This window comes from Streptomyces sp. NPDC002513, assembly GCF_053595355.1.
On sequence record NZ_JBSFXK010000027.1, the window covers coordinates 43,997 to 65,004 of the forward strand.

Here is a 21,008-nt window from a genome sequence, read left to right on the forward strand (position 1 = left end):
GGCAACACCATCCAGGCCCCCGTCCACATCCCGGTCAACGCCTGCGGCAACAGCGTCAACGTGGCCGCCCTGTTGAACCAGGCGTCCGACAACTCCTGTGGCGGGGCCTCCGGCGGAGGGGCCTCCTCCACGGGCGCGCACGCCACCGGCACCACGGCCGGCTCGCCCGGCGTCGCCTCCGGCAACACCATCCAGGCCCCCGTCCACATCCCGGTCAACGCCTGCGGCAACAGCGTCAACGTGGCCGCCCTGTTGAACCAGGCGTCCGACAACTCGTGCGGCACCGGTGGGCCGAAGCCTCCGCAGACCCCGCCGCAGACGGTTCCGCAGACACCGCCTCAGACGGTTCCGCAGACGCCGCCGCAGACGGTTCCGCAGACGCCGCCGCAGACGGTTCCGCAGACGCCGCCGCAGACGGTTCCGCAGACGCCGCCGCAGACGGTTCCGCAGACCCCGCCTCAGACGGTTCCGCAGACACCACCGCGGACGGTCCCGCAGACCCCGCCGCACGTGCCTTCGCAGACGCCGCCGCACCACGAGCCGGGCATCACTCCGGCCGGCGCGCCCGTCACCCCCGCGCACCCGGCGCCCGCCCTGGCCAGGACCGGCAGTGAAGGCGTGATCGCGGCCTCGGCCGTCAGCGTCGCGATGCTGACCGGTGGGCTCATCCTGTACCGGCGGGGCCGCGTCGCGTCCCGCTTCTAGTGCCCCGACAGGCAACGTTCGCCCCGTCGCGGCGTCCGGCACGCTCCCCCAAGCTCTTCGAGCAGGGGGTACCCCCACTCGCCGCACCGCCCGAAAGCCCAAGTACATCCAGTACGAGGACTTCCGGCCGGCACTCCCCCAGCCTTCGGCCGGGGGGACCCCCAGAGCACGCACCGGACGCCGCTCCTTAACGGGCAAACGTTGCCTGCCACGGCACTAGGGCGCCGGGTGCCGGGCGTCCGCGTCCCGCACCCGCGCGGTCCTGAGGAGTCCACGGCCCAGGGGCGGCTCCCGCACAGCGGGGTGCCGCCCCTGGGCCGTCGCCGTCCCCGGAACAGTCGCCGTCCCCGGAACAACGGCACGCGCGCCCAGTTCGTCATCCGTGTCACAAAGAACTCCGGCGCGTCACACATGTCCCGCGCGGACCGCTGTTCTGTCACACCCCGTTCACAGGCCCTGCCCGCCTCGGACCCCCCGTCGTTGAGGGAGCACAGGTTCGTGATCGCCAGCGCAGCGCCCGGATCCCCCGTCGGCCTCCCCCGGTCGCCGCCGTGGCGCGCGCGGGGAGGTGCTACTGATGACCGACCGCTACCTCTGGTCGTACAAGGAGATCGCCGCGCACATCCGGGTGCAGCCGGACACCGTGAGGTCGTACCGCAAACACGGGCTGCTTCCCCCGCCCGACGTCGTGGAGGGCGGAAAGCCCTACTGGTACGCCGACACGGTCCGGGCCTGGGTCGCCGCCCGGCCCCGCAACCGCGGCCGCACGGAGCCCTGACCCCGCCGTGCCGCGGGCGGCCCGTCCCCGGCTGGGGGGCGGGCCGCTCCTTCACCTGCCGCCTGTGCGGCTCCTTCACCCGTTGCCGGTGTGACGCGGCCCGCTCAGCCCCACGGTTCGATGACGGTCACTCCGCTGCCCGGCGCCGTCCCCATGGCGGCCAGGGCCGCCGGGGACGCCTGAAGCGGGATCGCCGAGGTGACCAGGAGGTCGGGGCGCAGGGCTCCCGAGCGGACCAGCTCCAGCAGGGGCGGATAGGCATGGGCCGCCATGCCGTGGCTGCCGAGCAGCTCCAGTTCGAGGGCGATCGCCCGGGCCATGGGGACCGGGGTCGTACCGGCGGGCGACGGCAGCAGGCCGACCTGGACATGACGGCCGCGCCGGCGCAGGCCGTTCACCGATGCGGCGCAGGTGGCCGGTGAGCCGAGCGCGTCGAGGGAGACATGGGCGCCGCCGCCCGTCAGGTCGCGGACCGCTTCCGCCGTGTCCTCGACGCGTGTCGCGTCCACGCACTCCGCCGCCCCGAACTCCCGTGCCAGTTCCAGGGCCCGGGGTGACACATCGACGGCGACGACCCTCGCCCCCGCGGCCGCCGCGATCATCACCGCGGACAGGCCGACGCCCCCGCAGCCGTGCACGGCGACCCACTCCCCCGCCGCCGTCCGGCCCTGCCGTACGACCGCGCGGAACGCCGTGGCGAACCGGCACCCCAGCGCCGCGGCCGTGCGGAACGGCAGTTCCTCCGGCACCGCCACCAGATTCACGTCCGCGTGCTCCAGGGCCACGTACTGGGCGAAGGATCCCCAGTGGGTGAACCCCGGCTGGGTCTGGCGCTCGCACACCTGCTGGTCGCCCGCCGCGCAGGACGGACAGCCGCCGCAGGCGCAGATGAACGGCACCGTGACCCGGTCGCCGGGCCGCCAGCCGGTCACCCGGGAGCCCGCCGCCTCGACGACGCCGGCGAGTTCGTGCCCGGGCACGTGCGGGAGCGCGATGTCGGGGTCGTGCCCCATCCAGCCGTGCCAGTCGCTGCGGCACAGCCCCGTCGCCTCGACCCGTACCACGACCCCGTGCTCCGAAGGCTGCGGATCCGGCACCTCGCGCACCTCGGCCGGCTCCCCGTACCGCTCGAACACCACCGCACGCATACGACCGCACCCTCCGCCCGCGTCCCGCGCGCCCCGGCGGTCCCGGGGAGCGCCTCCTTGGCGGAACGCTAGCCGAGGAGAGGGAAACGCCGACCGGGGAGACGGCCGCGAACCGTCCGCCGGCGTTGCGCCGGACGGGCGCACCGGCCGTCGCCACCGTGCCGCCTGCCCGCCCGGCGGCGGATCCCGGTCCGATCATGTCCCCCAAGGGCGTCCGATCGACCCGCCGAAGCGAAGATCCCCCTTGGAACCGATACCCCCTAGGGGTATATTCTGAGGCACGCAAGCCCCACACGTCTCCCCAAGGAGTAACGACATGACCACGCAGACCGACACCTCCGGCTCCGTGACGACCGTCTACCAGGTGAGCGGGATGAGCTGCGGACACTGCGAGGGTTCCGTCTCCGGCGAGATCTCCGGCATCGCCGGCGTCAGCTCGGTCACGGCCGTCGCGTCCACCGGCCAGGTCACGGTGGTCTCCGCCGCACCCCTCGACGACGAGGCCGTGCGCGCCGCCGTCGACGAGGCGGGCTTCGAGCTCGTCGGCAAGGCCTGATCCACCCCTCCCCGCTCTCCGCACCGGGGCGTACCGACCGGCTGATACCGGCTCCGTACGCCCCGGCCCCTCCTCTGGAGTCCGGACATGACCAGCACCGCAGCACCAGCCCCGATAGACCCGGCCACGCACGCCGAGATCGAATTGACGATCGGCGGCATGACCTGCGCCTCGTGCGCGGCCCGCGTGGAGAAGAAGCTCAACCGCCTGGACGGCGTCACCGCCACGGTGAACTACGCGACGGAGAAGGCGAAGATCGCGTACGCCGGCGGCGTCGAGGTCGCCGACCTGATCGCCACCGTGGTGAAGACCGGCTACACGGCCGAAGAACCCCCGCCGCCACAGCCCGAGGAAGCGGAACCCGGACCGCACGGCTCCGGGGCGCCCGAAGAGGACCCCGAGACGGCGGCGCTGCGCAGGCGCCTGACCGTCTCCGCCCTGCTCGCCCTGCCCGTGGTCCTGCTGTCGATGGTTCCGGCCCTGCAGTTCGACAACTGGCAGTGGCTCTCGCTCACCCTCGCCGCTCCCGTCGTGGTCTGGGGCGGACTGCCCTTCCACCGGGCGGCGTTCACCAACGCCCGGCACGGCGCGGCCACCATGGACACGCTGGTCTCGCTCGGCACGCTGGCCGCCTTCGGCTGGTCGCTGTGGGCGCTGTTCTGGGGAGACGCCGGGATGCCGGGCATGCGCCACGGCTTCGACCTCACCGTCTCCCGGACGAACGGGGCGGGGACCATCTATCTGGAAGTGGCCGCGGGAGTCGTCGCGTTCCTCCTGCTCGGCCGCTATCTGGAGGCCCGTTCCAAGCGGCGTGCGGGTGCGGCCCTGAAGGCGCTGCTGGAACTGGGTGCCAAGGACGTCGCGGTGCTGCGGGACGGCCGGGAGGTACGCGTCCCGGTGGCGCGGCTGGCCGTCGGCGACCGGTTCGTCGTACGGCCCGGGGAGAAGATCGCCACGGACGGGACCGTCGTGGAGGGCGCCTCCGCGGTCGACGTGTCGATGCTGACCGGGGAGTCGGTGCCGGTCGACGTGACCGTCGGGGACGCCGTGACCGGCGCGACCGTGAACGCCGGGGGCCGGCTGGTGGTGGCGGCGACCCGGGTGGGCGCCGACACCCAGCTCGCGCGGATGGCGCGCCTCGTCGAGGACGCGCAGAACGGCAAGGCCGAGGTGCAGCGCCTCGCCGACCGCCTCTCCGGGATCTTCGTGCCCGTCGTGCTGCTGATCGCGCTCGGCACCTTCGGGGTGTGGCTCGGCGTCACCGGCGACACGGTCGCCGCCTTCACCGCGGCCGTCGCGGTGCTGATCATCGCCTGCCCCTGCGCACTCGGCCTCGCCACCCCGACGGCCCTGATGGTGGGCACGGGCCGCGGCGCCCAGCTCGGCATCCTCATCAAGGGCCCCGAGGTGCTGGAGTCCACGCGCCGCGTCGACACCGTGGTCCTGGACAAGACCGGAACGGTCACCACGGGCCGGATGGCCCTCCAGGAGGTGTACGTCGCCGAGGACGCCGACGAGAAGGAGGTTCTCCGGCTCGCGGGAGCCCTGGAACACGCCTCCGAGCATCCGATCGCCCGGGCCGTCGCGGCGGGCGCCCAGGAGCGCGTCGGCGCCCTCCCGGTGCCGGAGCACTTCGAGAACGTGCCCGGACTCGGGGTGCGCGGACGGATCGAGGGCCACGAGGTCACGGTGGGCCGGTTCCGGGACGCGCTCCCGGACACGCTGGCCCGCGCGAAGGCCGGGGCCGAGGCGGAGGGACGGACGGCCGTCGTGGTCGCCCGGGGCGGCGTGGCACTCGGTGTCCTCACCGTCGCCGACACGATCAAGGAGACCAGCGCCGAGGCGGTGCGGGAGCTGCGCGCCCTGGGGCTGAGGCCGGTCCTGCTGACCGGGGACAACCGGGCGGTGGCCGAGGCCGTGGCGCGCGCCGTCGGCATCGGCACCGGCGATGTGATCGCCGAGGTGCTGCCGCAGGACAAGGTGGACGTCGTCCGGCGACTGCAGGGCGAGGGGCGGACCGTCGCCATGGTCGGCGACGGCGTCAACGACGCGGCCGCGCTCGCCACCGCGGATCTGGGGCTCGCCATGGGCACCGGTACGGACGCGGCGATCGAGGCGAGCGATCTGACGCTGGTGCGCGGGGACCTGCGGGTGGCCGCGGACGCGATCCGGCTGTCCCGGCGCACCCTCGGCACGATCAAGGGGAACCTGGTGTGGGCCTTCGGCTACAACGTGGCCGCGCTGCCGCTGGCCGCCGCCGGGCTGCTCAACCCCATGATCGCGGGCGCGGCGATGGCCTTCTCGTCGGTCTTCGTGGTCACCAACAGCCTGCGGCTGCGGGCATTCTCATGACGCGGGAACGGGAGCCCCTCTAGAGTCCGACGCACGCCTCACATAAGCTCTTCACAAGGCTCGCGCATCATCCTTACGCTGGGGCCTCGATCGACGTATCAGCCCTCTTGCGTATTTTCAGGACATATGCAAGAGACACAGATCACAGTGACGGGAACGTAACCAACAGAAGGGTTCGTGGGTCTAAGTTGGCGATGTCAGAAGCGTCTTGGGGGGCGTGACTGACATCCGGGGATGTCTTGGGGGACGTTCCCGGGGAACGGCGTTGCCGGGACGCGTACACCGGGGAGCTTTGAGCGGCCCTCCCGCCCGTACGGGTCCCGGCAGACCGCGTCGCCGTAGTACGCCGAGTTTTGCTCGTTTTGCTCGCAGCGATTCAGGCGCTGTCCCGCAGACGCCCGGCCGGATCCCGTGGGGGGAATCCGCACCGGGACATGGGAAGGCGCCCCGTACGCCGGCCCGTGGGGGGACCGTCGACGGGGCGCCTTCCGCTTTTCTGTGGTGCGTTCTTCCGCGGTGCGTTCGCCTCCGGGGCGCCTGAGCACCCCGGAGACGAACACATCGGGTCAAGCCGCAGGGAGCGTACTCAGCGCTCCTCGACCGGAGTGAAGTCGCGCTCCACCACGCCCGTGTAGATCTGGCGCGGGCGGCCGATGCGGGAGCCCGGCTCCGTGATCATCTCGGTCCACTGGGCGATCCATCCCGGCAGCCGGCCGAGGGCGAACAGGACCGTGAACATCTCGGTCGGGAAGCCCATCGCGCGGTAGATCAGACCGGTGTAGAAGTCGACGTTCGGGTAGAGCTTGCGCTCGACGAAGTAGTCGTCGGACAGCGCGTGCTCCTCCAGCTTGAGGGCGATGTCGAGAAGCTCGTCCTCCTTGCCCAGGGCGGAGAGCACGTCGTGCGCGGCGGCCTTGATGATCCGGGCGCGCGGGTCGAAGTTCTTGTAGACCCGGTGGCCGAAGCCCATCAGGCGGACGCCGTCCTCCTTGTTCTTCACCTTGCGGATGAAGGTGTCGACGTCGTTGCCGGAGTCGCGGATGCCCTCGAGCATCTCCAGGACGGACTGGTTGGCGCCGCCGTGCAGCGGGCCCCACAGCGCGTTGATGCCGGCCGAGATCGAGGCGAACATGTTGGCCTGCGACGAACCCACCAGGCGCACGGTCGAGGTCGAGCAGTTCTGCTCGTGGTCCGCGTGCAGGATCAGCAACTTGTCCAGCGCGGAGACGACGACCGGGTCCAGGTCGTACTCCTGCGCCGGCACGGAGAACGTCATACGGAGGAAGTTCTCGACGTAGCCGAGGTCGTTGCGCGGGTAGACGAAGGGGTGGCCGATCGACTTCTTGTAGGCGTACGCGGCGATCGTCGGAAGCTTGGCGAGCAGACGGATCGTGGAGAGGTTGCGCTGCTTCTCGTCGAAGGGGTTGTGGCTGTCCTGGTAGAAGGTGGACAGCGCGGAGACCACCGAGGACAGCATCGCCATCGGGTGCGCGTCGCGCGGGAAGCCCGTGTAGAAGTTCTTGACGTCCTCGTGGAGCAGCGTGTGCCGCGTGATGTCGTTCTTGAAGACGGAGAGCTCGTCGACGGTCGGCAGCTCGCCGTTGATCAGCAGGTAGGCGACCTCCACGAAGGTGGAGCGCTCGGCCAGCTGCTCGATCGGGTAGCCGCGGTACCGCAGAATGCCCTGCTCGCCGTCCAGGTAGGTGATGGCGGATTTATAGGCGGCGGTGTTGCCGTAACCGCTGTCCAGGGTGACCAGACCGGTCTGGGAGCGGAGCTTCCCGATCTCCAGGCCCTTGTCGCCGACGGTGCTGTCGACCACCGGGTAGGTGTACTCGCCGCCGTTGTACCGCAGTACTACAGAGTTGTCGCTCACGTCTTCCCTCACCGACGTAGTGCCTCATCTTCGAGGTGCCCTGACTGTCTCTACCATCCCCCATTTGGCGCAGGAGAGTGCACTCGGGGTCGACCATTGGGCCCATCGGCGGCACTGAGTGCCGTCAACTTGCTCATCCTGCCCGCCTCCGGCCGGTTCCGGAAGTGCTCTGTGAACTTCACGACTCATTTGATCGATCATTTTTTTCGAGGGCGGGCCACGGGAGCGGAGATCAGCCGTCGAGGGGTCCGGGTGACAGGCGGAAATCCAGCGCCGTGCACCGCCGGCCCGCCGACACCGTGCGCACCGCCTGCCCGATCGCCTTGCGCGAACCGACAAGGACGACCAGCTTCTTGGCGCGGGTGACCGCCGTGTAGAGCAGGTTCCGCTGGAGCATCATCCAGGCTCCGGTGGTGACCGGGACCACCACCGCCGGATACTCGCTGCCCTGCGAGCGGTGGATGGTCACCGCGTACGCGTGTGCCAGCTCGTCCAGTTCGTCGAATTCGTAGGGAACCTCCTCGTCCTCGTCCGTCAGCACCGTCAGGCGCTGGTCGACCGGGTCGAGCGAGGTGACCACGCCCACAGTGCCGTTGAAGACACCGTTCTTCCCTTTCTCGTAATTGTTGCGGATCTGAGTGACCTTGTCCCCGACGCGGAAGACACGGCCGCCGAACCGCTTCTCGGGCAGATCGGGGCGGCCCGGGGTGATGACCTGCTGGAGCAGGCCGTTGAGGGTGCCCGCGCCGGCGGGGCCCCGGTGCATCGGGGCGAGCACCTGCACGTCCCGGCGCGGATCGAGGCCGAACCGGGCCGGGATCCGCCGCGCCGCCACGTCCACGGTGAGCCGGCCGGCCTCCTCGGTGTCGTCCTCGACGAACAGGAAGAAGTCCTTCAGGCCGTCGGTGAGCGGGTGCTGCCCGGCGTTGATGCGGTGCGCGTTGGAGACGACACCGGACTGCTGGGCCTGACGGAACACCCGGGTGAGCCGGACCGCGGGCAGGGGGCTTCCTTCGGCGAGGAGGTCCCTCAGCACCTCGCCGGCACCGACGCTCGGCAACTGGTCGACATCGCCGACGAACAGCAGATGGGCGCCCGGCGGCACGGCCTTGACCAGCTTGTTCGCGAGCAGGAGGTCGAGCATGGACGCCTCGTCGACGACGACCAGGTCGGCGTCGAGCGGGCGGTCCCGGTCGTACGCCGCGTCGCCGCCGGGCTTCAGCTCCAGCAGCCGGTGGACCGTGGAGGCCTCGGCGCCGGTCAGCTCGGACAGGCGCTTGGCCGCCCGGCCGGTGGGCGCCGCGAGCAGGACCTTGGCCCGCTTGGCCCGGGCGAGTTCCACGATGGACCGGACGGTGAAGGACTTGCCGCAGCCGGGGCCGCCGGTGAGGACGGCGACCTTCCTGGTCAGCGCCAGCCGTACGGCCTCCTCCTGCTCGGGGGCGAGATCGGCGCCCGTGCGCTCCCTGAGCCAGCCGATCGCCTTGTCCCACGCCACGTCCCGGAAGGCGGGCATCCGGTCCTCGTCGGTCCGCAGGAGGCGCAACAACTGGGCGGAGAGGGAGAGTTCGGCCCGGTGGAAGGGGACCAGATAGACGGCGGTGACGGGTCCGTCCCCGTCGGGTCCGGGCACCTTCTCCCGTACGACACCGGGGTCGCAGCCCGCCTCCGGGGGCGCCGCCAGCTCGGCCAGGCACTCGATGACGAGCCCCGTGTCGACCTGGAGCAGCTTGACCGCGTCCGCGATGAGCCGCTCCTCGGGGAGATAGCAGTGCCCCTGGTCGGCGGACTGCGACAGCGCGTACTGGAGGCCGGCCTTGACGCGCTCGGGACTGTCGTGCGGGATGCCGACGGACTGGGCGATGCGGTCGGCGGTGAGGAAGCCGATGCCCCAGACGTCGGCGGCCAGGCGGTAGGGCTGGTTCTTGACGACGGAGATGGAGGCGTCGCCGTACTTCTTGTAGATCCGCACGGCGATGGACGTGGAGACCTCGACGGTCTGCAGGAAGAGCATGACCTCCTTGATCGCCTTCTGCTCCTCCCAGGCGTCGGCGATCTTCTTGGTCCGCTTCGGCCCGAGGCCGGGGACCTCGATGAGCCGCTTCGGTTCCTCCTCGATGATCCTCAGGGTGTCCAGGCCGAAGTGCTGGGTGACGCGGTCGGCGAAGACGGGGCCGATGCCCTTGACGAGGCCGGAACCGAGATAGCGGCGGATGCCCTGGACGGTGGCCGGCAGGACGGTCGTGTAGTTCTCCACCGTGAACTGCCGTCCGTACTGGGGATGCGATCCCCAGCGGCCCTCCATTCTGAGCGACTCCCCCACCTGGGCGCCGAGGAGCGCGCCGACGACGGTGAGCAGATCGCCGGCGCCGCGGCCGGTGTCGACGCGGGCGACCGTGTATCCGTTCTCCTCGTTGGCGTAGGTGATCCGCTCGAGCACGCCTTCCAGCGTGGCCAGACGCCGCTCATCGCCACCCGTCTGCTCCGCCCGACTCGCCTCCGTGGTCATGATCCGACGCTACCGCCAGGGTGTGACAGACGGAGACGGCCGGCCCGCAACCACCGAATACAGACGGATTCAAGAAGGTTCAGATGCATTCAGGCGGCTCCTGTGAAGTATGGATGGATTTAGGCGGATACAGACGGATACAGACGGATACAGGCGGTGTACGCCCACCCGGATCCCGCCTGAGAGTCGGACCGGCGGGATCATCCGCGCCGGCCACGAGGAGTCACCCGGCCTCGACTGACGGACCGTCAACCGGCCGCAGACGGGCGTGAGTCGGCCACGGGGCCACACTCTGATCCGAGCCCGCCACCCGTGACCGCACCGGGTGCGAGGGCACGCGGGAGCGCGCGGGAACCCGTAGGAACCCGCGGGAATAGCCGCACCCCGCCCCCGGTTCACCTTCCGGCCATCGCCCGTCCACGCGGCCACCCTCGGGTCACAATCCGGTCTCGGGGCCCCCACACCTCTTGATTAATCGCCATGTAATCGATTCCAATCCTCCGAGTCGGCCGTGTAAACGATTCCATCGCATCGCACAACGGCCGCAACAGGCTCAAAAGCCGTACCGGACTCACAAGGAGGTGGTCCCGGCAATGCCGAGCATCAAGGACGTGGCCGCGGCGGCGGGCGTGTCCGTCGCCACGGTGTCCCGCGTCCTGAACGATCACCCGTCGGTCAGCGCCGACGCCCGCACCCGTGTGCTGGCCGCCGTCGAGGCGCTGGGCTACCGCCCGAACGCCGTCGCCCGGTCCCTGCGCACCGACCAGACCCGCACCCTCGGCCTGGTCATCAGCGACGTGCTGAACCCCTACTTCACCCTTCTGGCGCGCTCCGTCGAGGAGGAGGCCCGGGCCCTGGGCTACAGCGTGATCATCGGCAACGCCGACGAGCGGCCCGAGCTCCAGGACCACCATGTGCGGACCCTGCTGGACCGGCGGATCGACGGGCTGCTCGTCTCCCCGACCTGCGGCGGCTCCCCGCTGATGCTGGACGCCGCGAAGGCCGGCACCCCGATGGTCTTCGTGGACCGCTGGATAGCGGGCGTGGACGTCCCCGTCGTACGCGCCGACGGACGCGCCGCCGTACACGACCTGGTGGCCCATCTGCACGCGCTCGGGCACCGGCGGCTCGCGATCATCGCGGGGCCGGCGGCGACCACGACCGGCAGTGAGCGCGTCGAGGCCTTCCGCGAGGCCCTGGGCGCGTACGGGCTCCCCCTCCCGGACGCCTACCGAGGCCAGGGCGACTTCCAGGCCGAGAGCGGGCGCCGCGCCACCGAACGGTTCCTCGATCTGGCCGAGCCGCCCGAGGCCGTGTTCGCCGCCGACAACCTGATGGCGCTCGGCGCGCTGGACGCCATCCGGGCGCGCGGGCTGCGGGTGCCCGACGACATCGCGCTCGCCGCGTTCGACGACATCCCGTGGTTCGTGCACACCGATCCGCCGATCACCGCGATCGCCCAGCCCACACGCGAACTGGGACGCGCCGCCGTGCGGGCGCTGGTCGACCGGATCGAGGGGCGGCCCCCCACGTCCGTCACCCTCCCCGCCCGTCTCGTCGTGCGCCGCTCGTGCGGCGAGCCGGCCGCTGCGCAGACCCCCGCTGCACAGCCCTCCCCCATGCAAAGGAGCATGCCGTGAGCAACCCTGACGAGTTGCTGCGCATCGAAGGCATACGCAAGACCTTCCCCGGCGTGGTCGCGCTCGACGGCGTCGACTTCGACCTGCGCCGCGGCGAGGTGCATGTGCTGCTCGGTGAGAACGGCGCGGGCAAGAGCACCCTCATCAAGATGCTCTCCGGCGCCTACCGCCCGGACGGCGGCCGGATCCTGGTCGACGGCGAGGAAGTGCGCATCCACGGAGCGCAGGACTCCGAACGCCTCGGGATCGCCACCATCTACCAGGAGTTCAACCTCGTTCCCGATCTGACCGTCGCGGAGAACATCTTCCTCGGACGGCAGCCGCGCCGCTTCGGCATGATCGACCGCAAGAGGATGGAGGCGGACGCGGCCGAACTCCTCGAACGCGTCGGCGTCCCGGTGTCGCCCCGGGCCCGTGTGCGGGAACTCGGCATCGCGCGGCTCCAGATGGTCGAGATCGCCAAGGCCCTCAGCCTGAACGCGCGCGTCCTCATCATGGACGAGCCGACGGCCGTCCTCACCTCCGGAGAGGTCGAGAAGCTGTTCGCCATCGTGCGCACACTGCGCGAGAACGGCGTCGGGATCGTCTTCATCACCCACCATCTGGAGGAGATCGCCGCGCTCGGGGACCGGGTCACCGTGATCCGCGACGGCAGGAGCGTGGGGCAGGTGCCCGCCTCCACGCCCGAGGACGAACTCGTGCGCCTCATGGTGGGGCGGTCGATCGAGCAGCAGTACCCGCGCGAACGGCCCGGCACCGGGGCCGTGTTGCTCACCGTCGAGGAGCTCACCCGGGACGGGGTCTTCCACGATGTGTCCTTCGAGGTGCGGGCCGGTGAGGTCGTCGGCATCGCGGGGCTCGTGGGGGCCGGCCGTACGGAGGTCGTCCGGGCCGTGTTCGGCGCCGACCCCTACGACCGGGGAGCCGTGCACGTCGCCGGCGCGCCGGTGCGCCGCTTCGACGTGACCGCCGCGATGGCGGCCGGGATCGGGCTCGTACCCGAGGACCGCAAGGGCCAGGGACTCGTCCTGGACGCGTCCATCGAGGAGAACCTCGGGCTCGTGACCATGCGGGCGGCGACCCACGGCGGAATCGTCGACCGCAAGGGGCAGCACGCCGCCGCGGCCAAGGTCGCCGACCGGCTCCGGGTACGGATGGCCGGACTCGGCCAGCATGTGCGCACGCTCTCCGGCGGCAACCAGCAGAAGGTCGTCATCGGCAAGTGGCTGCTGGCCGACACCAAGGTGCTCATCCTCGACGAGCCGACGCGCGGCATCGACGTCGGCGCCAAGGTCGAGATCTACCAGCTCATCAACGAACTCACGGCCGCGGGCGCCGCCGTCCTGATGATCTCCAGCGATCTGCCCGAGGTGCTCGGCATGAGCGACCGGGTCCTGGTGATGGCTCAGGGCCGGATCGCGGGCGAACTCTCCGCCGACGAGGCGACCCAGGACTCCGTCATGGCGCTCGCCGTCTCCACACCCACCACGTCCGTGAACGAAAGGGAGGCCACCCGTGGCCACTGACACGCTCAAGAGGCAGGCGAGCGCCGGTGGTGCCGGCGGGGTCCGCCGCCTTCTGCTCGACAACGGCGCGCTCACCGCGCTCATCGTCCTCGTCATCGTGATGTCGGCGCTGTCCGGCGACTTCCTGACGGCCGACAACTTCCTCAACATCGGCGTCCAGGCGGCCGTCACCGCCATCCTCGCGTTCGGCGTCACCTTCGTGATCGTCTCGGCGGGCATCGACCTGTCGGTCGGTTCGGTCGCCGCCCTGTCGGCCACCGTCCTCGCCTGGAGCGCCACCTCGGCGGGCGTCCCCGTCGCGATAGCCGTCGTCCTCGCGGTCGCGACCGGCCTCGCCGCCGGTCTCGTCAACGGCGTCCTGATCTCCTACGGGAAGCTCCCTCCGTTCATCGCGACGCTCGCCATGCTGTCGGTGGGCCGCGGTCTGTCGCTGGTCATCTCGCAGGGCTCCCCGATCGCGTTCCCCGACTCGGTCTCGCACCTCGGTGACACGCTCGGCGGCTGGCTGCCGGTGCCGGTGCTGGTGATGGTCGTCATGGGCCTGATCACCGCGTTCGTCCTCGGCCGTACGTACATCGGCCGCTCCATGTACGCGATCGGCGGCAACGAGGAAGCGGCCCGTCTGTCGGGTCTGCGGGTGAAGAAGCAGAAGATCGCGATCTACGCGCTGTCGGGTGTGTTCGCCGCCGCCGCGGGCATCGTGCTCGCCGCGCGCCTGTCCTCCGCGCAGCCGCAGGCCGCGAGCGGCTACGAACTGGACGCGATCGCCGCGGTCGTCATCGGCGGCGCCTCCCTCGCCGGCGGCACCGGCAAGGCGTCCGGCACGCTGATCGGCGCGCTGATCCTGGCGGTGCTGCGCAACGGCCTCAACCTCCTGTCGGTGTCCGCCTTCTGGCAGCAGGTCGTCATCGGTGTCGTGATCGCCCTGGCGGTGCTCCTGGACACCGCGCGGCGCAAGGCCGGGGCCGCCCCGGTGGCCGCCGGCACCCCGGGCGGCACCGGCCGGGGCAAGGGCAGGCAGGCGCTGACGTACGGGCTCGCGGCCGTGGTCGCGGTGGCCGTGGTGGCCTCCCTGTCGTTCCTGCACGGCGGCTCGTCCTCCACGACCCCGAAGGTGGGCCTGTCGTTGTCCACCCTCAACAACCCCTTCTTCGTGCAGATCAAGCAGGGCGCGCAGGCGGAGGCGAAGAAGCGGGGCGTCGACCTGACCGTCACGGACGCGCAGAACGACGCCTCGCAGCAGGCCAACCAGGTGCAGAACTTCACCAGTTCGGGTCTGGGGGCGATCATCGTCAACCCGGTCGACTCGGACGCCGCGGGCCCGTCGGTGCGTGCCGCGGACAAGGCGGGCATCCCCGTCGTGGGCGTCGACCGCGGCGTCAACAAGGCGAAGACGGCCGCGCTGGTCGCCTCCGACAACGTCGAGGGCGGCAAGCTGGGCGCCAAGGCGCTGGCCGAGAAGCTGGGCGGCAAGGGCAAGATCGTGATCCTGCAGGGTCTGGCCGGTACGTCCGCGAGCCGTGAGCGCGGGGCGGGCTTCGCGGAGGGCCTGAAGGCCTACCCCGGTATCCAGGTCGTCGCCGAGCAGCCCGCCGACTTCGACCGCACCAAGGGTCTCGACGTGATGACGAACCTGCTCCAGGCCCACCCCGACGTCCAGGGCGTCTTCGCCGAGAACGACGAGATGGCGCTCGGCGCGATCAAGGCACTCGGTGCCAAGGCCGGTACGTCCGTCCAGGTCGTCGGCTTCGACGGCGAACCCGACGGCCTGGCCGCGGTCAAGGCGGGCACGCTGTACGCGTCGGTGGCCCAGCAGCCCTCGCAACTGGGCCGGATCGCGGTGGACAACGCGCTGCGGGCCGCTCAGGGCAAGAAGGTCGAGGAATCGGTCATGGTTCCGGTGAAGGTGGTCACGAAGGAGAACGTGGCCGGATTCACCGGCTGACCCCCGCCCCCGCCGGTGTCAGGGCGGCAGGCCGCGCGCCACGCGCGGTCCGCCGCCCCGGCACCGGCTCTCACCGCGTAGTGGATCCACGAGCATCCGTTGGGAGACAGTTCATGCACGACTACGACCTCCTGGTCGTCGGTTCGGCCAACGCCGACCTGGTGATCGGGGTGGAGCGGCGGCCGGCGGCCGGGGAGACCGTGCTCGGCTCGGACCTGGTCGTCCACCCGGGCGGCAAGGGCGCGAACCAGGCGGTCGCCGCCGCCCGTCTCGGCGCCCGTACGGCGCTGCTGGCCCGGGTCGGCGACGACGCGTACGGCCGGCTGCTGCTTCAGTCGCAGCGCGCGGCCGGCGTCGACACCGCGGGGGTCCTGGTCGGCGGGGCGCCCACCGGCGTCGCGCTCATCACGGTGGACCCGTCCGGGGACAACAGCATCGTGGTCTCTCCGGGAGCCAACGGCAGACTCGCGCCCGAGGACGTGCAGGCCGCCGGGAAGCTGCTGTCCGCCTCCCGTGTGGTCTCGGCCCAGTTGGAGATCCCGCTGGAGACGGTCGTGGAGGTCGTACGGAACCTGCCGTCCGGCACCCGGTTCGTACTGAACCCGTCACCGCCCCGGCCGCTGCCCGCCGAGGTGCTCGCGGCCTGCGACCCGCTGATCGTGAACGAGCACGAGGCACGGGTCATCGCGGGCGCCGACCCGGACGGCTCACCCGAGGACCGGGCCGCCGCGCTGCTGGCGCTGGGCCCGCGGTCGGTGGTGGTGACCCTCGGTGCGCAGGGCGCGCTGGTGGCGACCGCCGAGTCCATGACCCGGGTCCCCTCGGTGAAGGTTCGGACGGTGGACACCACCGGCGCGGGCGACGCGTTCACGGCGGCGCTGGCCTGGCGGCTGGGCACCGGCTCGTCGCTGCCGGACGCGGCGGCGTACGCGGCGCGGGTGGGCGCGGCGGCGGTGACCCGCCCCGGCGCTCAGGAGTCGTACCCCACCGCCGAGGAGGTCGACGCGCTGTGAAGAAGGCCGGAATCCTGAACCGTCACCTCTCCGGGGCGCTGGCCGCGCTGGGGCACGGGGACGGGGTCCTGGTGTGCGACGTGGGCATGCCGATACCGGACGGCCCGCGGGTGGTCGACCTGGCGTTCCGGGCCGGGATCCCGTCCTTCGCGGAGGTCCTGGACGGCCTGCTGGACGAGCTGGTGGTGGAGGGCGCGACGGCGGCGCAGGAGGTCAGGAGCGCCAACCCGGAGGCGTCGGCGCTTCTGGACGCGCGCTTCCCGGAGCTGGCGCTGGTCCCGCACGAGGAACTGAAGCGGATGACCCGCGCGGCCCGTCTGGTCGTCCGCACGGGCGAGGCCCGGCCGTACGCGAATGTGCTGCTGCGCTGCGGGGTCTTCTTCTGACCCCGGCCTGCCCGCTTCCACCGCACCAGCCGAAAACTTCGAGGGGCCCGGTCCGCAGACCGGGCCCCTCGGCTTCCCCCACCGCGTCAGAACCCCCGCGATCCCCCCGGATCCCCCTCCAGAAGTCCCGACGCCCAGTACGACACGCCGGGTGCGGGGAGGGTTGCACGGCCGGAGAGGAAATTTTTTTCGCGTCCTGAATATCCGGAAAAATGGGACATAGGACTGGCATGCGGATGGAAGAGGGTCAATCATGGACGAAAGGGCAAGAAGGTGAATGATCACGAACGACCATGAGCGCAAGAAGGCACGTCCCGCGTCGCGGGAGCCGTCCGCTCCGGAGCGGGAGAGGCCCGGCCGCGAGCGGGAGGCGTCCGCCGAGGAGCAGGAGACCTCCCCTCCCGGGCGCGTGCCCGCCCCCCAGGCCATGCGGAACGCGGCACAGCAGTTGTCCGAGCTGCTGGGGCGCGCCCCCCAGTCCGTCACCGCGCTGAAGCCGACGGCCGACGGCTGGGAGGCTCTGGTGGAGGTCGTCGAGCTGGAGCGCATCCCGGACACAAGCAGTGTGATGGCCAGCTACAAGGTCGTTCTGGATCCCGCGGGTCAGCTGATGGCGTACGAACGTGCGCACCGCTACACCCGCGCACAGGTCGACAGAGAGGGCCGCTAGGGCAAGGCGGCTCCCCCCTCCCGTGTGAGGCCTACGAGGGGAAGAAATCGTGACTGTGGTGCCAGGAGGCGGTGGCGCCGTCGCCGCGGGCGGCGGCGGAGGCTCCGGAACCCTGTACGACGTGCTGGAACTCGTTCTCGACCGCGGTCTGGTCATCGACGTGTTCGCACGGGTGTCCCTGGTGGGCATCGAGATCCTGAAGGTCGACGCCCGCGTGGTCGTGGCCAGCGTCGACACCTATCTGCGCTTCGCGGACGCCTGCAACCGACTGGATCTGGAGTCGGGCCGCAAGGCACCCGCGCAACTGACCGACCTCGTCGAGAGCGTCACCGAGGGCGGCGCCCGCGGCAAGAGCAAGGGGGCGCTGACCGGCGCGGTCGAGGCGTTCACGGAATCGCTGCAGGGCCGCGGTGACGACAAGCGCGCGAAGGAGCGCGAGCACATCGAACGCGGCTCGGGCCGCCGCTCCGCCAGGGACCGGGAGGAGTGAGCGCACCGATGGCACTGTATGTGTACGCGATCACCAACGACGCGCATCCCCTGGACCTGGACGGCATCAAGGGCGTGGGCGCATCGCCGGCCGAGCTGCACACGGTACGGGGCGACTCCCTGTGCGCCGTCGTCAGCGAGGCCCCGGAAGACCTGTCGGTCGCACGCCGGGACCTGGAGGCGCACCACGAGGCCCAGGAACGGCTGTGGGCCGACGGGACCGTCCTCCCGCTGAGCTTCGGATTCGTCGCACCGGACGAGGACACGGTGCGCGCCGTGCTGGAGGAGCGGGCCGCGGAGTTCTCCCAGCGCCTCGACGAACTGACCGGACGGGCCGAGTTCAATGTCAAGGGCCTCCAGGAGGAGGACGCGGTGCTGCGCACCGTCCTGGCGGAGTCCGCCGAGGCCCGCGCGCTGAACGAGGCGACCCGGGAGGGCGGCGGCACGCAGGCGGACCGGCTGGCGCTCGGCCAGCTGATGGCCCAGGAGGTGCAGCGGCATCAGGAGGCGCTGGCCGCCGAGGTGCTCGCCGCGCTGCGGCCGCTCGCCCTGGCGGAGAGCGTCGCCCAGCCGTCCCGGCTGTACTTCGTGAACGCGTCCTTCCTGGTGGAGGACGAGCGCGACGAGGAGTTCACCCGGGCCGGCGGGGAACTGGCCGAACGCCTGGGCGAGGGCGTCGAGGTGCGGGTGCGGGGGCCGCTGCCGCCGTACAGCTTCACCTGACCGTTTCGACGGGCCAGGTCCGAACAGCACGAGGAGGCGGAGTGGGACTGGTCACCGGGATTCTGACGCTGCCGTTCGCCCCCGTGCGGGGCATCGGCTGGGTGCTGGACAAGGTCGTGCGGACCGCCGAGGACGAGTTCTACGACCCCGCCCCCGTGCAGGAGGGACTCGTGCAGTTGGAGCGGGCGAGGAACGCGGGCCGGATCGACGAGGAGGAGTTCGCGCGGCGTGAGGAGGAACTGCTGCACCGGTTGGAGGAGATCAGGGCCTACCAGCTGCGGAGCGGCGGGCAGGGCGGGCTGTGAGGTCGGTCGTGACCCACGGCGCGTGGTGTCCCGGCCGTGGGCACACGGGCCGTGACGCCTGGGCAAGGAGAGAAGACGAATCATGATCAATCCCAAGATCGCGGCTGCCGTTCTCTGCGGTTACCTGTTGGGCCGGACCAGGAAGGCCAAGCTCGCTCTGAGTCTCGGCGCGATGCTGGCCGGGTCCCGGGTGAAGCCCGACCAGCTCGGCAAGCTGCTCCAGGACTCCCCGCTGCTCGGGAACGTCAGCGAGCAGGCCCGCACCGAGCTGGCGGAAGCGGGCAAGGCCGCGGCGACCACCCTCCTGTCGGCGAAGGCGGAGAGTCTGGCCGACGCGCTGCACGAACGCACCACCGGGCTGAAGGAGCGGGCGTACGGCGAGGCCGAGGACCGCGACGAGGACGAGGAGGACGAGGGCCAGCGCGGAGAAGACCGGGGCGAGGCGCGTCGCACCGGAACCCGCACGAGCCAGGCGAGCCGGAGCGCGGCACGCCAGAAGAGGACGCAGGCGCGCGCACCGGGCCAGGGAGGCGAGGCGCGCGGGAAGAAGACGCCGGCCAAGAAGGCGTCGTCCGCTCAGAGCCGCGTGAAGAGCGGCTCCGCACGATCGAGGAGGCCGGACGATGGCTGAGGGCACCCTCGCCAAGGTCCGTGAGCAGGCGAAGCAGAACCCCGCCACGGACCGGCTGATACAGGAGCTGGAGGAGTATCTGCAGACCCGGCTCGAGGTGACGATCGGGAACATGGGCGAGCGGCTGGGCGAGGGGGCGCGCCGGCTGGCCGAGACACGCATCGATCCCGGCATGCTGACCGGCCTCGTCCTCAAGGGCGGCAAAAAACTCCTCGGGGGCGGGCTGCTCGGCGGCGCAGGAGCGGACGGAGCCGGCGGGATGCTGTCCCACGCCAAGGACATGCTGCTGGACAAGGCCAGAGAGGCGGTGGGCGGCGGGCGCAAGAACAAGCCCGACGGCCGCGGCAGGGCGCTCACCATCATCGAGGACGTCGACGTGGGCGTGCCCGTGCGCGAGGCCTACAACCAGTGGACGCAGTTCACGGACTTCAACCGGTTCGCCAAGGGCGTCCAGGAGGTCCGGCAGGACGACGAGATCTCGAGCCACTGGCAGGCGAAGATCGCCAAGTCGCGCCGGCACTGGCGGGGCACCGTCACCGAGGAGGTGCCCGACCAGCGGATCGCCTGGACCACCGAGGGGCCCAAGGGCACCCACAAGGGCGTCGTCACCTTCCACCCGCTCGGGGACAACCTCACCAAGGTGCTGCTGGTCCTGCAGTACCACCCCCAGGGCCTCTTCGAGAAGACCGGCGGCCTGTGGCGCGCCCAGGGCCGCCGGGTGCGGCTCGATCTGAAGCTCTACAGCGCGTTCATCACGAGCCGGGGAGAGGCCAGCGGCGCCTGGCGCGGCGAGATCCGCGACGGGGAAGTGGTCCGTACGCACGAGGAGGCCGAGGAGGCCGAGGAACGCGAGGCGGCCCTCGACGAGGAAGAAGAAGAGGGCTACCCCGAGGACGAGGAAGAAGAGGGCTACCCCGAGGACGAGGAAGAAGAGGAAGAAGAGGGCGAGGAGCCCGAGGAGCGCTACGAGGAAGAGGAAGAAGAGGGAGAGGGAGAGGGAGACGAGGACGACTACGCCTCCGACGAATCCGCCGAAGGCGAGCGGGAGGAGGACGAGGACGAGGACGAGGACCGCTACGACGAGACGGAGGAGGAAGGCCCCTCAGGGCGCCGGCGTCGCGGTTAGGTCCGGGCGCTGAGGTGCGTGAGCCCGCCGGTTCCCGCGTCGCCGACGCGGGGGCCTTGAGCGAAACGAGGTCGAGTGTGCCGTGACCGAGTCCGAGCCAGTCCCCACGCCGTCCCGGGCCCTGTACCCGTACGGTCAGGGGTCCAGCACGAACCTGGCCGACATCCTTGAACGCGTGCTCGACAAGGGCATCGTCATCGTCGGTGACATCAAGATCAACCTGCTTGACATCGAGTTGCTCACCATCAAACTCCGGCTCCTGGTGGCCTCCGTCGACAAGGCCAGGGAGATCGGCATCGACTGGTGGGAGCACGACCCCGCCCTGTCCTCCCGCGCCTCCCGCACCGACGGCCGGCGCGGCCTGGAGGAGCAGAACGAGCGGCTGCGCGCCGAGGTGGAGACGCTGCGCCGGCAGATCGCCGAGTCCCCGGCGCAGTTGCCCGGGAACGCCACGGAGGGCCGCCGTCCCTCGCGCGAAGCCCCGGACAGCGAGCGGGAGCCGCCCGCGGAACCCCGGCGCAAGCGGCGGAGGACCGAGGACGACGACCGAGCCTTCGAGGGCACCCGCAGCGCCCGTCCGGCCGGGGGCACCCGCAGGGCGCGGAGGGACGAGGACCGGAGCTGAGACCG

19 protein-coding genes are annotated in these 21,008 nt (G+C 71.2%); 16 read left to right on the forward strand and 3 right to left on the reverse strand.

The features are described from left to right. The coding region (locus ACWD5Q_RS19215) for a chaplin (protein ID WP_451428198.1) at positions 1–705 on the forward strand (705 nt) is incomplete at its 5' end. A gap of 577 nt (positions 706–1,282) precedes the next feature. Beyond that, the gene (locus tag ACWD5Q_RS19220; protein ID WP_451428199.1) at positions 1,283–1,483 is read left to right on the forward strand and encodes a helix-turn-helix transcriptional regulator; all 201 of its coding nucleotides are present in this window, start codon (positions 1,283–1,285) and stop codon (positions 1,481–1,483) included. Between the two features lie 104 nt (positions 1,484–1,587). Here ACWD5Q_RS19220 and ACWD5Q_RS19225 read toward each other — a convergent pair whose 3' ends face one another. Continuing rightward, on the reverse strand, positions 1,588–2,631 hold the full coding sequence (locus ACWD5Q_RS19225; protein ID WP_451428200.1) for a zinc-dependent alcohol dehydrogenase family protein: 1,044 nt from the start codon (positions 2,629–2,631) through the stop codon (positions 1,588–1,590). Between the two features lie 316 nt (positions 2,632–2,947). Here ACWD5Q_RS19225 and ACWD5Q_RS19230 point away from each other — a divergent pair, with 316 nt between their 5' ends. Continuing rightward, positions 2,948–3,187: a heavy-metal-associated domain-containing protein gene (locus ACWD5Q_RS19230; RefSeq protein WP_451428201.1), complete on the forward strand. Its 240-nt coding sequence runs from the start codon at positions 2,948–2,950 to the stop codon at positions 3,185–3,187. An 87-nt stretch (positions 3,188–3,274) separates the two neighbouring features. After that, positions 3,275–5,539 carry a heavy metal translocating P-type ATPase gene (locus ACWD5Q_RS19235; protein ID WP_451428202.1) on the forward strand — a complete coding sequence of 755 codons (2,265 nt, stop codon included), beginning with the start codon at positions 3,275–3,277 and terminating at the stop codon, positions 5,537–5,539. Between the two features lie 586 nt (positions 5,540–6,125). Here the strand turns inward: ACWD5Q_RS19235 and ACWD5Q_RS19240 are convergent. Next, positions 6,126–7,415: a citrate synthase gene (locus ACWD5Q_RS19240; RefSeq protein ID WP_451428203.1), complete on the reverse strand. Its 1,290-nt coding sequence runs from the start codon at positions 7,413–7,415 to the stop codon at positions 6,126–6,128. 232 nt (positions 7,416–7,647) lie between these two features. After that, positions 7,648–9,924 carry an SF1B family DNA helicase RecD2 gene (gene recD2 / locus ACWD5Q_RS19245; protein WP_451428204.1) on the reverse strand — a complete coding sequence of 759 codons (2,277 nt, stop codon included), beginning with the start codon at positions 9,922–9,924 and terminating at the stop codon, positions 7,648–7,650. Positions 9,925–10,517: 593 nt separating this feature from the next. Here recD2 and ACWD5Q_RS19250 point away from each other — a divergent pair. The 12 genes from ACWD5Q_RS19250 (at position 10,518) to ACWD5Q_RS19305 (ending at position 21,003) form a co-directional block, all read left to right on the forward strand. Then, positions 10,518–11,564, forward strand: coding sequence for a LacI family DNA-binding transcriptional regulator (locus ACWD5Q_RS19250; protein WP_451428205.1), 1,047 nt, complete (start codon positions 10,518–10,520; stop codon positions 11,562–11,564). Further along, positions 11,561–13,090 carry a sugar ABC transporter ATP-binding protein gene (locus ACWD5Q_RS19255; protein WP_451428206.1) on the forward strand — a complete coding sequence of 510 codons (1,530 nt, stop codon included), beginning with the start codon at positions 11,561–11,563 and terminating at the stop codon, positions 13,088–13,090. Before ACWD5Q_RS19250 ends, ACWD5Q_RS19255 begins: the two co-directional genes overlap by 4 nt. Then, on the forward strand, positions 13,080–15,035 hold the full coding sequence (locus tag ACWD5Q_RS19260) for an ABC transporter permease/substrate-binding protein (RefSeq protein ID WP_451428207.1): 1,956 nt from the start codon (positions 13,080–13,082) through the stop codon (positions 15,033–15,035). Before ACWD5Q_RS19255 ends, ACWD5Q_RS19260 begins: the two co-directional genes overlap by 11 nt. 113 nt (positions 15,036–15,148) lie before the next feature. Then, a complete protein-coding gene (locus ACWD5Q_RS19265) occupies positions 15,149–16,048 on the forward strand; it encodes a ribokinase (RefSeq protein ID WP_451428208.1) in 900 nt (299 codons plus the stop codon). Next, positions 16,045–16,434, forward strand: coding sequence for a D-ribose pyranase (gene rbsD / locus ACWD5Q_RS19270; protein WP_451428209.1), 390 nt, complete (start codon positions 16,045–16,047; stop codon positions 16,432–16,434). Before ACWD5Q_RS19265 ends, rbsD begins: the two co-directional genes overlap by 4 nt. A gap of 277 nt (positions 16,435–16,711) precedes the next feature. Continuing rightward, on the forward strand, positions 16,712–17,104 hold the full coding sequence (locus ACWD5Q_RS19275) for a gas vesicle protein GvpO (RefSeq protein ID WP_451428210.1): 393 nt from the start codon (positions 16,712–16,714) through the stop codon (positions 17,102–17,104). A gap of 55 nt (positions 17,105–17,159) precedes the next feature. Beyond that, positions 17,160–17,594 carry a gas vesicle structural protein GvpA gene (locus tag ACWD5Q_RS19280; RefSeq protein ID WP_451428244.1) on the forward strand — a complete coding sequence of 145 codons (435 nt, stop codon included), beginning with the start codon at positions 17,160–17,162 and terminating at the stop codon, positions 17,592–17,594. An 8-nt stretch (positions 17,595–17,602) separates the two neighbouring features. Continuing rightward, positions 17,603–18,316 (forward strand): GvpL/GvpF family gas vesicle protein, encoded by a 714-nt coding sequence (locus ACWD5Q_RS19285; RefSeq protein ID WP_451428211.1) that lies wholly within the window; start codon positions 17,603–17,605, stop codon positions 18,314–18,316. 41 nt (positions 18,317–18,357) lie between these two features. After that, positions 18,358–18,621, forward strand: coding sequence for a gas vesicle protein GvpG (locus ACWD5Q_RS19290; protein ID WP_451428212.1), 264 nt, complete (start codon positions 18,358–18,360; stop codon positions 18,619–18,621). Between the two features lie 82 nt (positions 18,622–18,703). Next, complete coding sequence (locus ACWD5Q_RS19295) at positions 18,704–19,252, forward strand: hypothetical protein (RefSeq protein WP_451428213.1); 549 nt, start codon at positions 18,704–18,706, stop codon at positions 19,250–19,252. Beyond that, complete coding sequence (locus tag ACWD5Q_RS19300; RefSeq protein WP_451428214.1) at positions 19,245–20,378, forward strand: SRPBCC family protein; 1,134 nt, start codon at positions 19,245–19,247, stop codon at positions 20,376–20,378. Before ACWD5Q_RS19295 ends, ACWD5Q_RS19300 begins: the two co-directional genes overlap by 8 nt. 82 nt (positions 20,379–20,460) lie before the next feature. Further along, positions 20,461–21,003, forward strand: a complete 543-nt coding sequence (locus tag ACWD5Q_RS19305; RefSeq protein ID WP_451428215.1) for a gas vesicle protein — start codon at positions 20,461–20,463, stop codon at positions 21,001–21,003. The last annotated feature ends 5 nt before the right edge of the window (positions 21,004–21,008 follow it).

Bases quoted from the DNA above. Each gene is read 5' to 3' on its own strand.
- ACWD5Q_RS19235 (WP_451428202.1), top strand. From the start codon at position 3,275: ATGACCAGCACCGCAGCACCAGCCCCGATAGACCCGGCCACGCACGCC.
- ACWD5Q_RS19265 (WP_451428208.1), top strand. From the start codon at position 15,149: ATGCACGACTACGACCTCCTGGTCGTCGGTTCGGCCAACGCCGACCTG.
- ACWD5Q_RS19230 (WP_451428201.1), top strand. From the start codon at position 2,948: ATGACCACGCAGACCGACACCTCCGGCTCCGTGACGACCGTCTACCAG.
- ACWD5Q_RS19250 (WP_451428205.1), top strand. From the start codon at position 10,518: ATGCCGAGCATCAAGGACGTGGCCGCGGCGGCGGGCGTGTCCGTCGCC.
- ACWD5Q_RS19225 (WP_451428200.1), bottom strand. From the start codon at position 2,631: ATGCGTGCGGTGGTGTTCGAGCGGTACGGGGAGCCGGCCGAGGTGCGC.
- ACWD5Q_RS19220 (WP_451428199.1), top strand. From the start codon at position 1,283: ATGACCGACCGCTACCTCTGGTCGTACAAGGAGATCGCCGCGCACATC.
- recD2 (WP_451428204.1), bottom strand. From the start codon at position 9,924: ATGACCACGGAGGCGAGTCGGGCGGAGCAGACGGGTGGCGATGAGCGG.
- ACWD5Q_RS19275 (WP_451428210.1), top strand. From the start codon at position 16,712: ATGATCACGAACGACCATGAGCGCAAGAAGGCACGTCCCGCGTCGCGG.
- ACWD5Q_RS19300 (WP_451428214.1), top strand. From the start codon at position 19,245: ATGGCTGAGGGCACCCTCGCCAAGGTCCGTGAGCAGGCGAAGCAGAAC.
- ACWD5Q_RS19295 (WP_451428213.1), top strand. From the start codon at position 18,704: ATGATCAATCCCAAGATCGCGGCTGCCGTTCTCTGCGGTTACCTGTTG.
- ACWD5Q_RS19285 (WP_451428211.1), top strand. From the start codon at position 17,603: ATGGCACTGTATGTGTACGCGATCACCAACGACGCGCATCCCCTGGAC.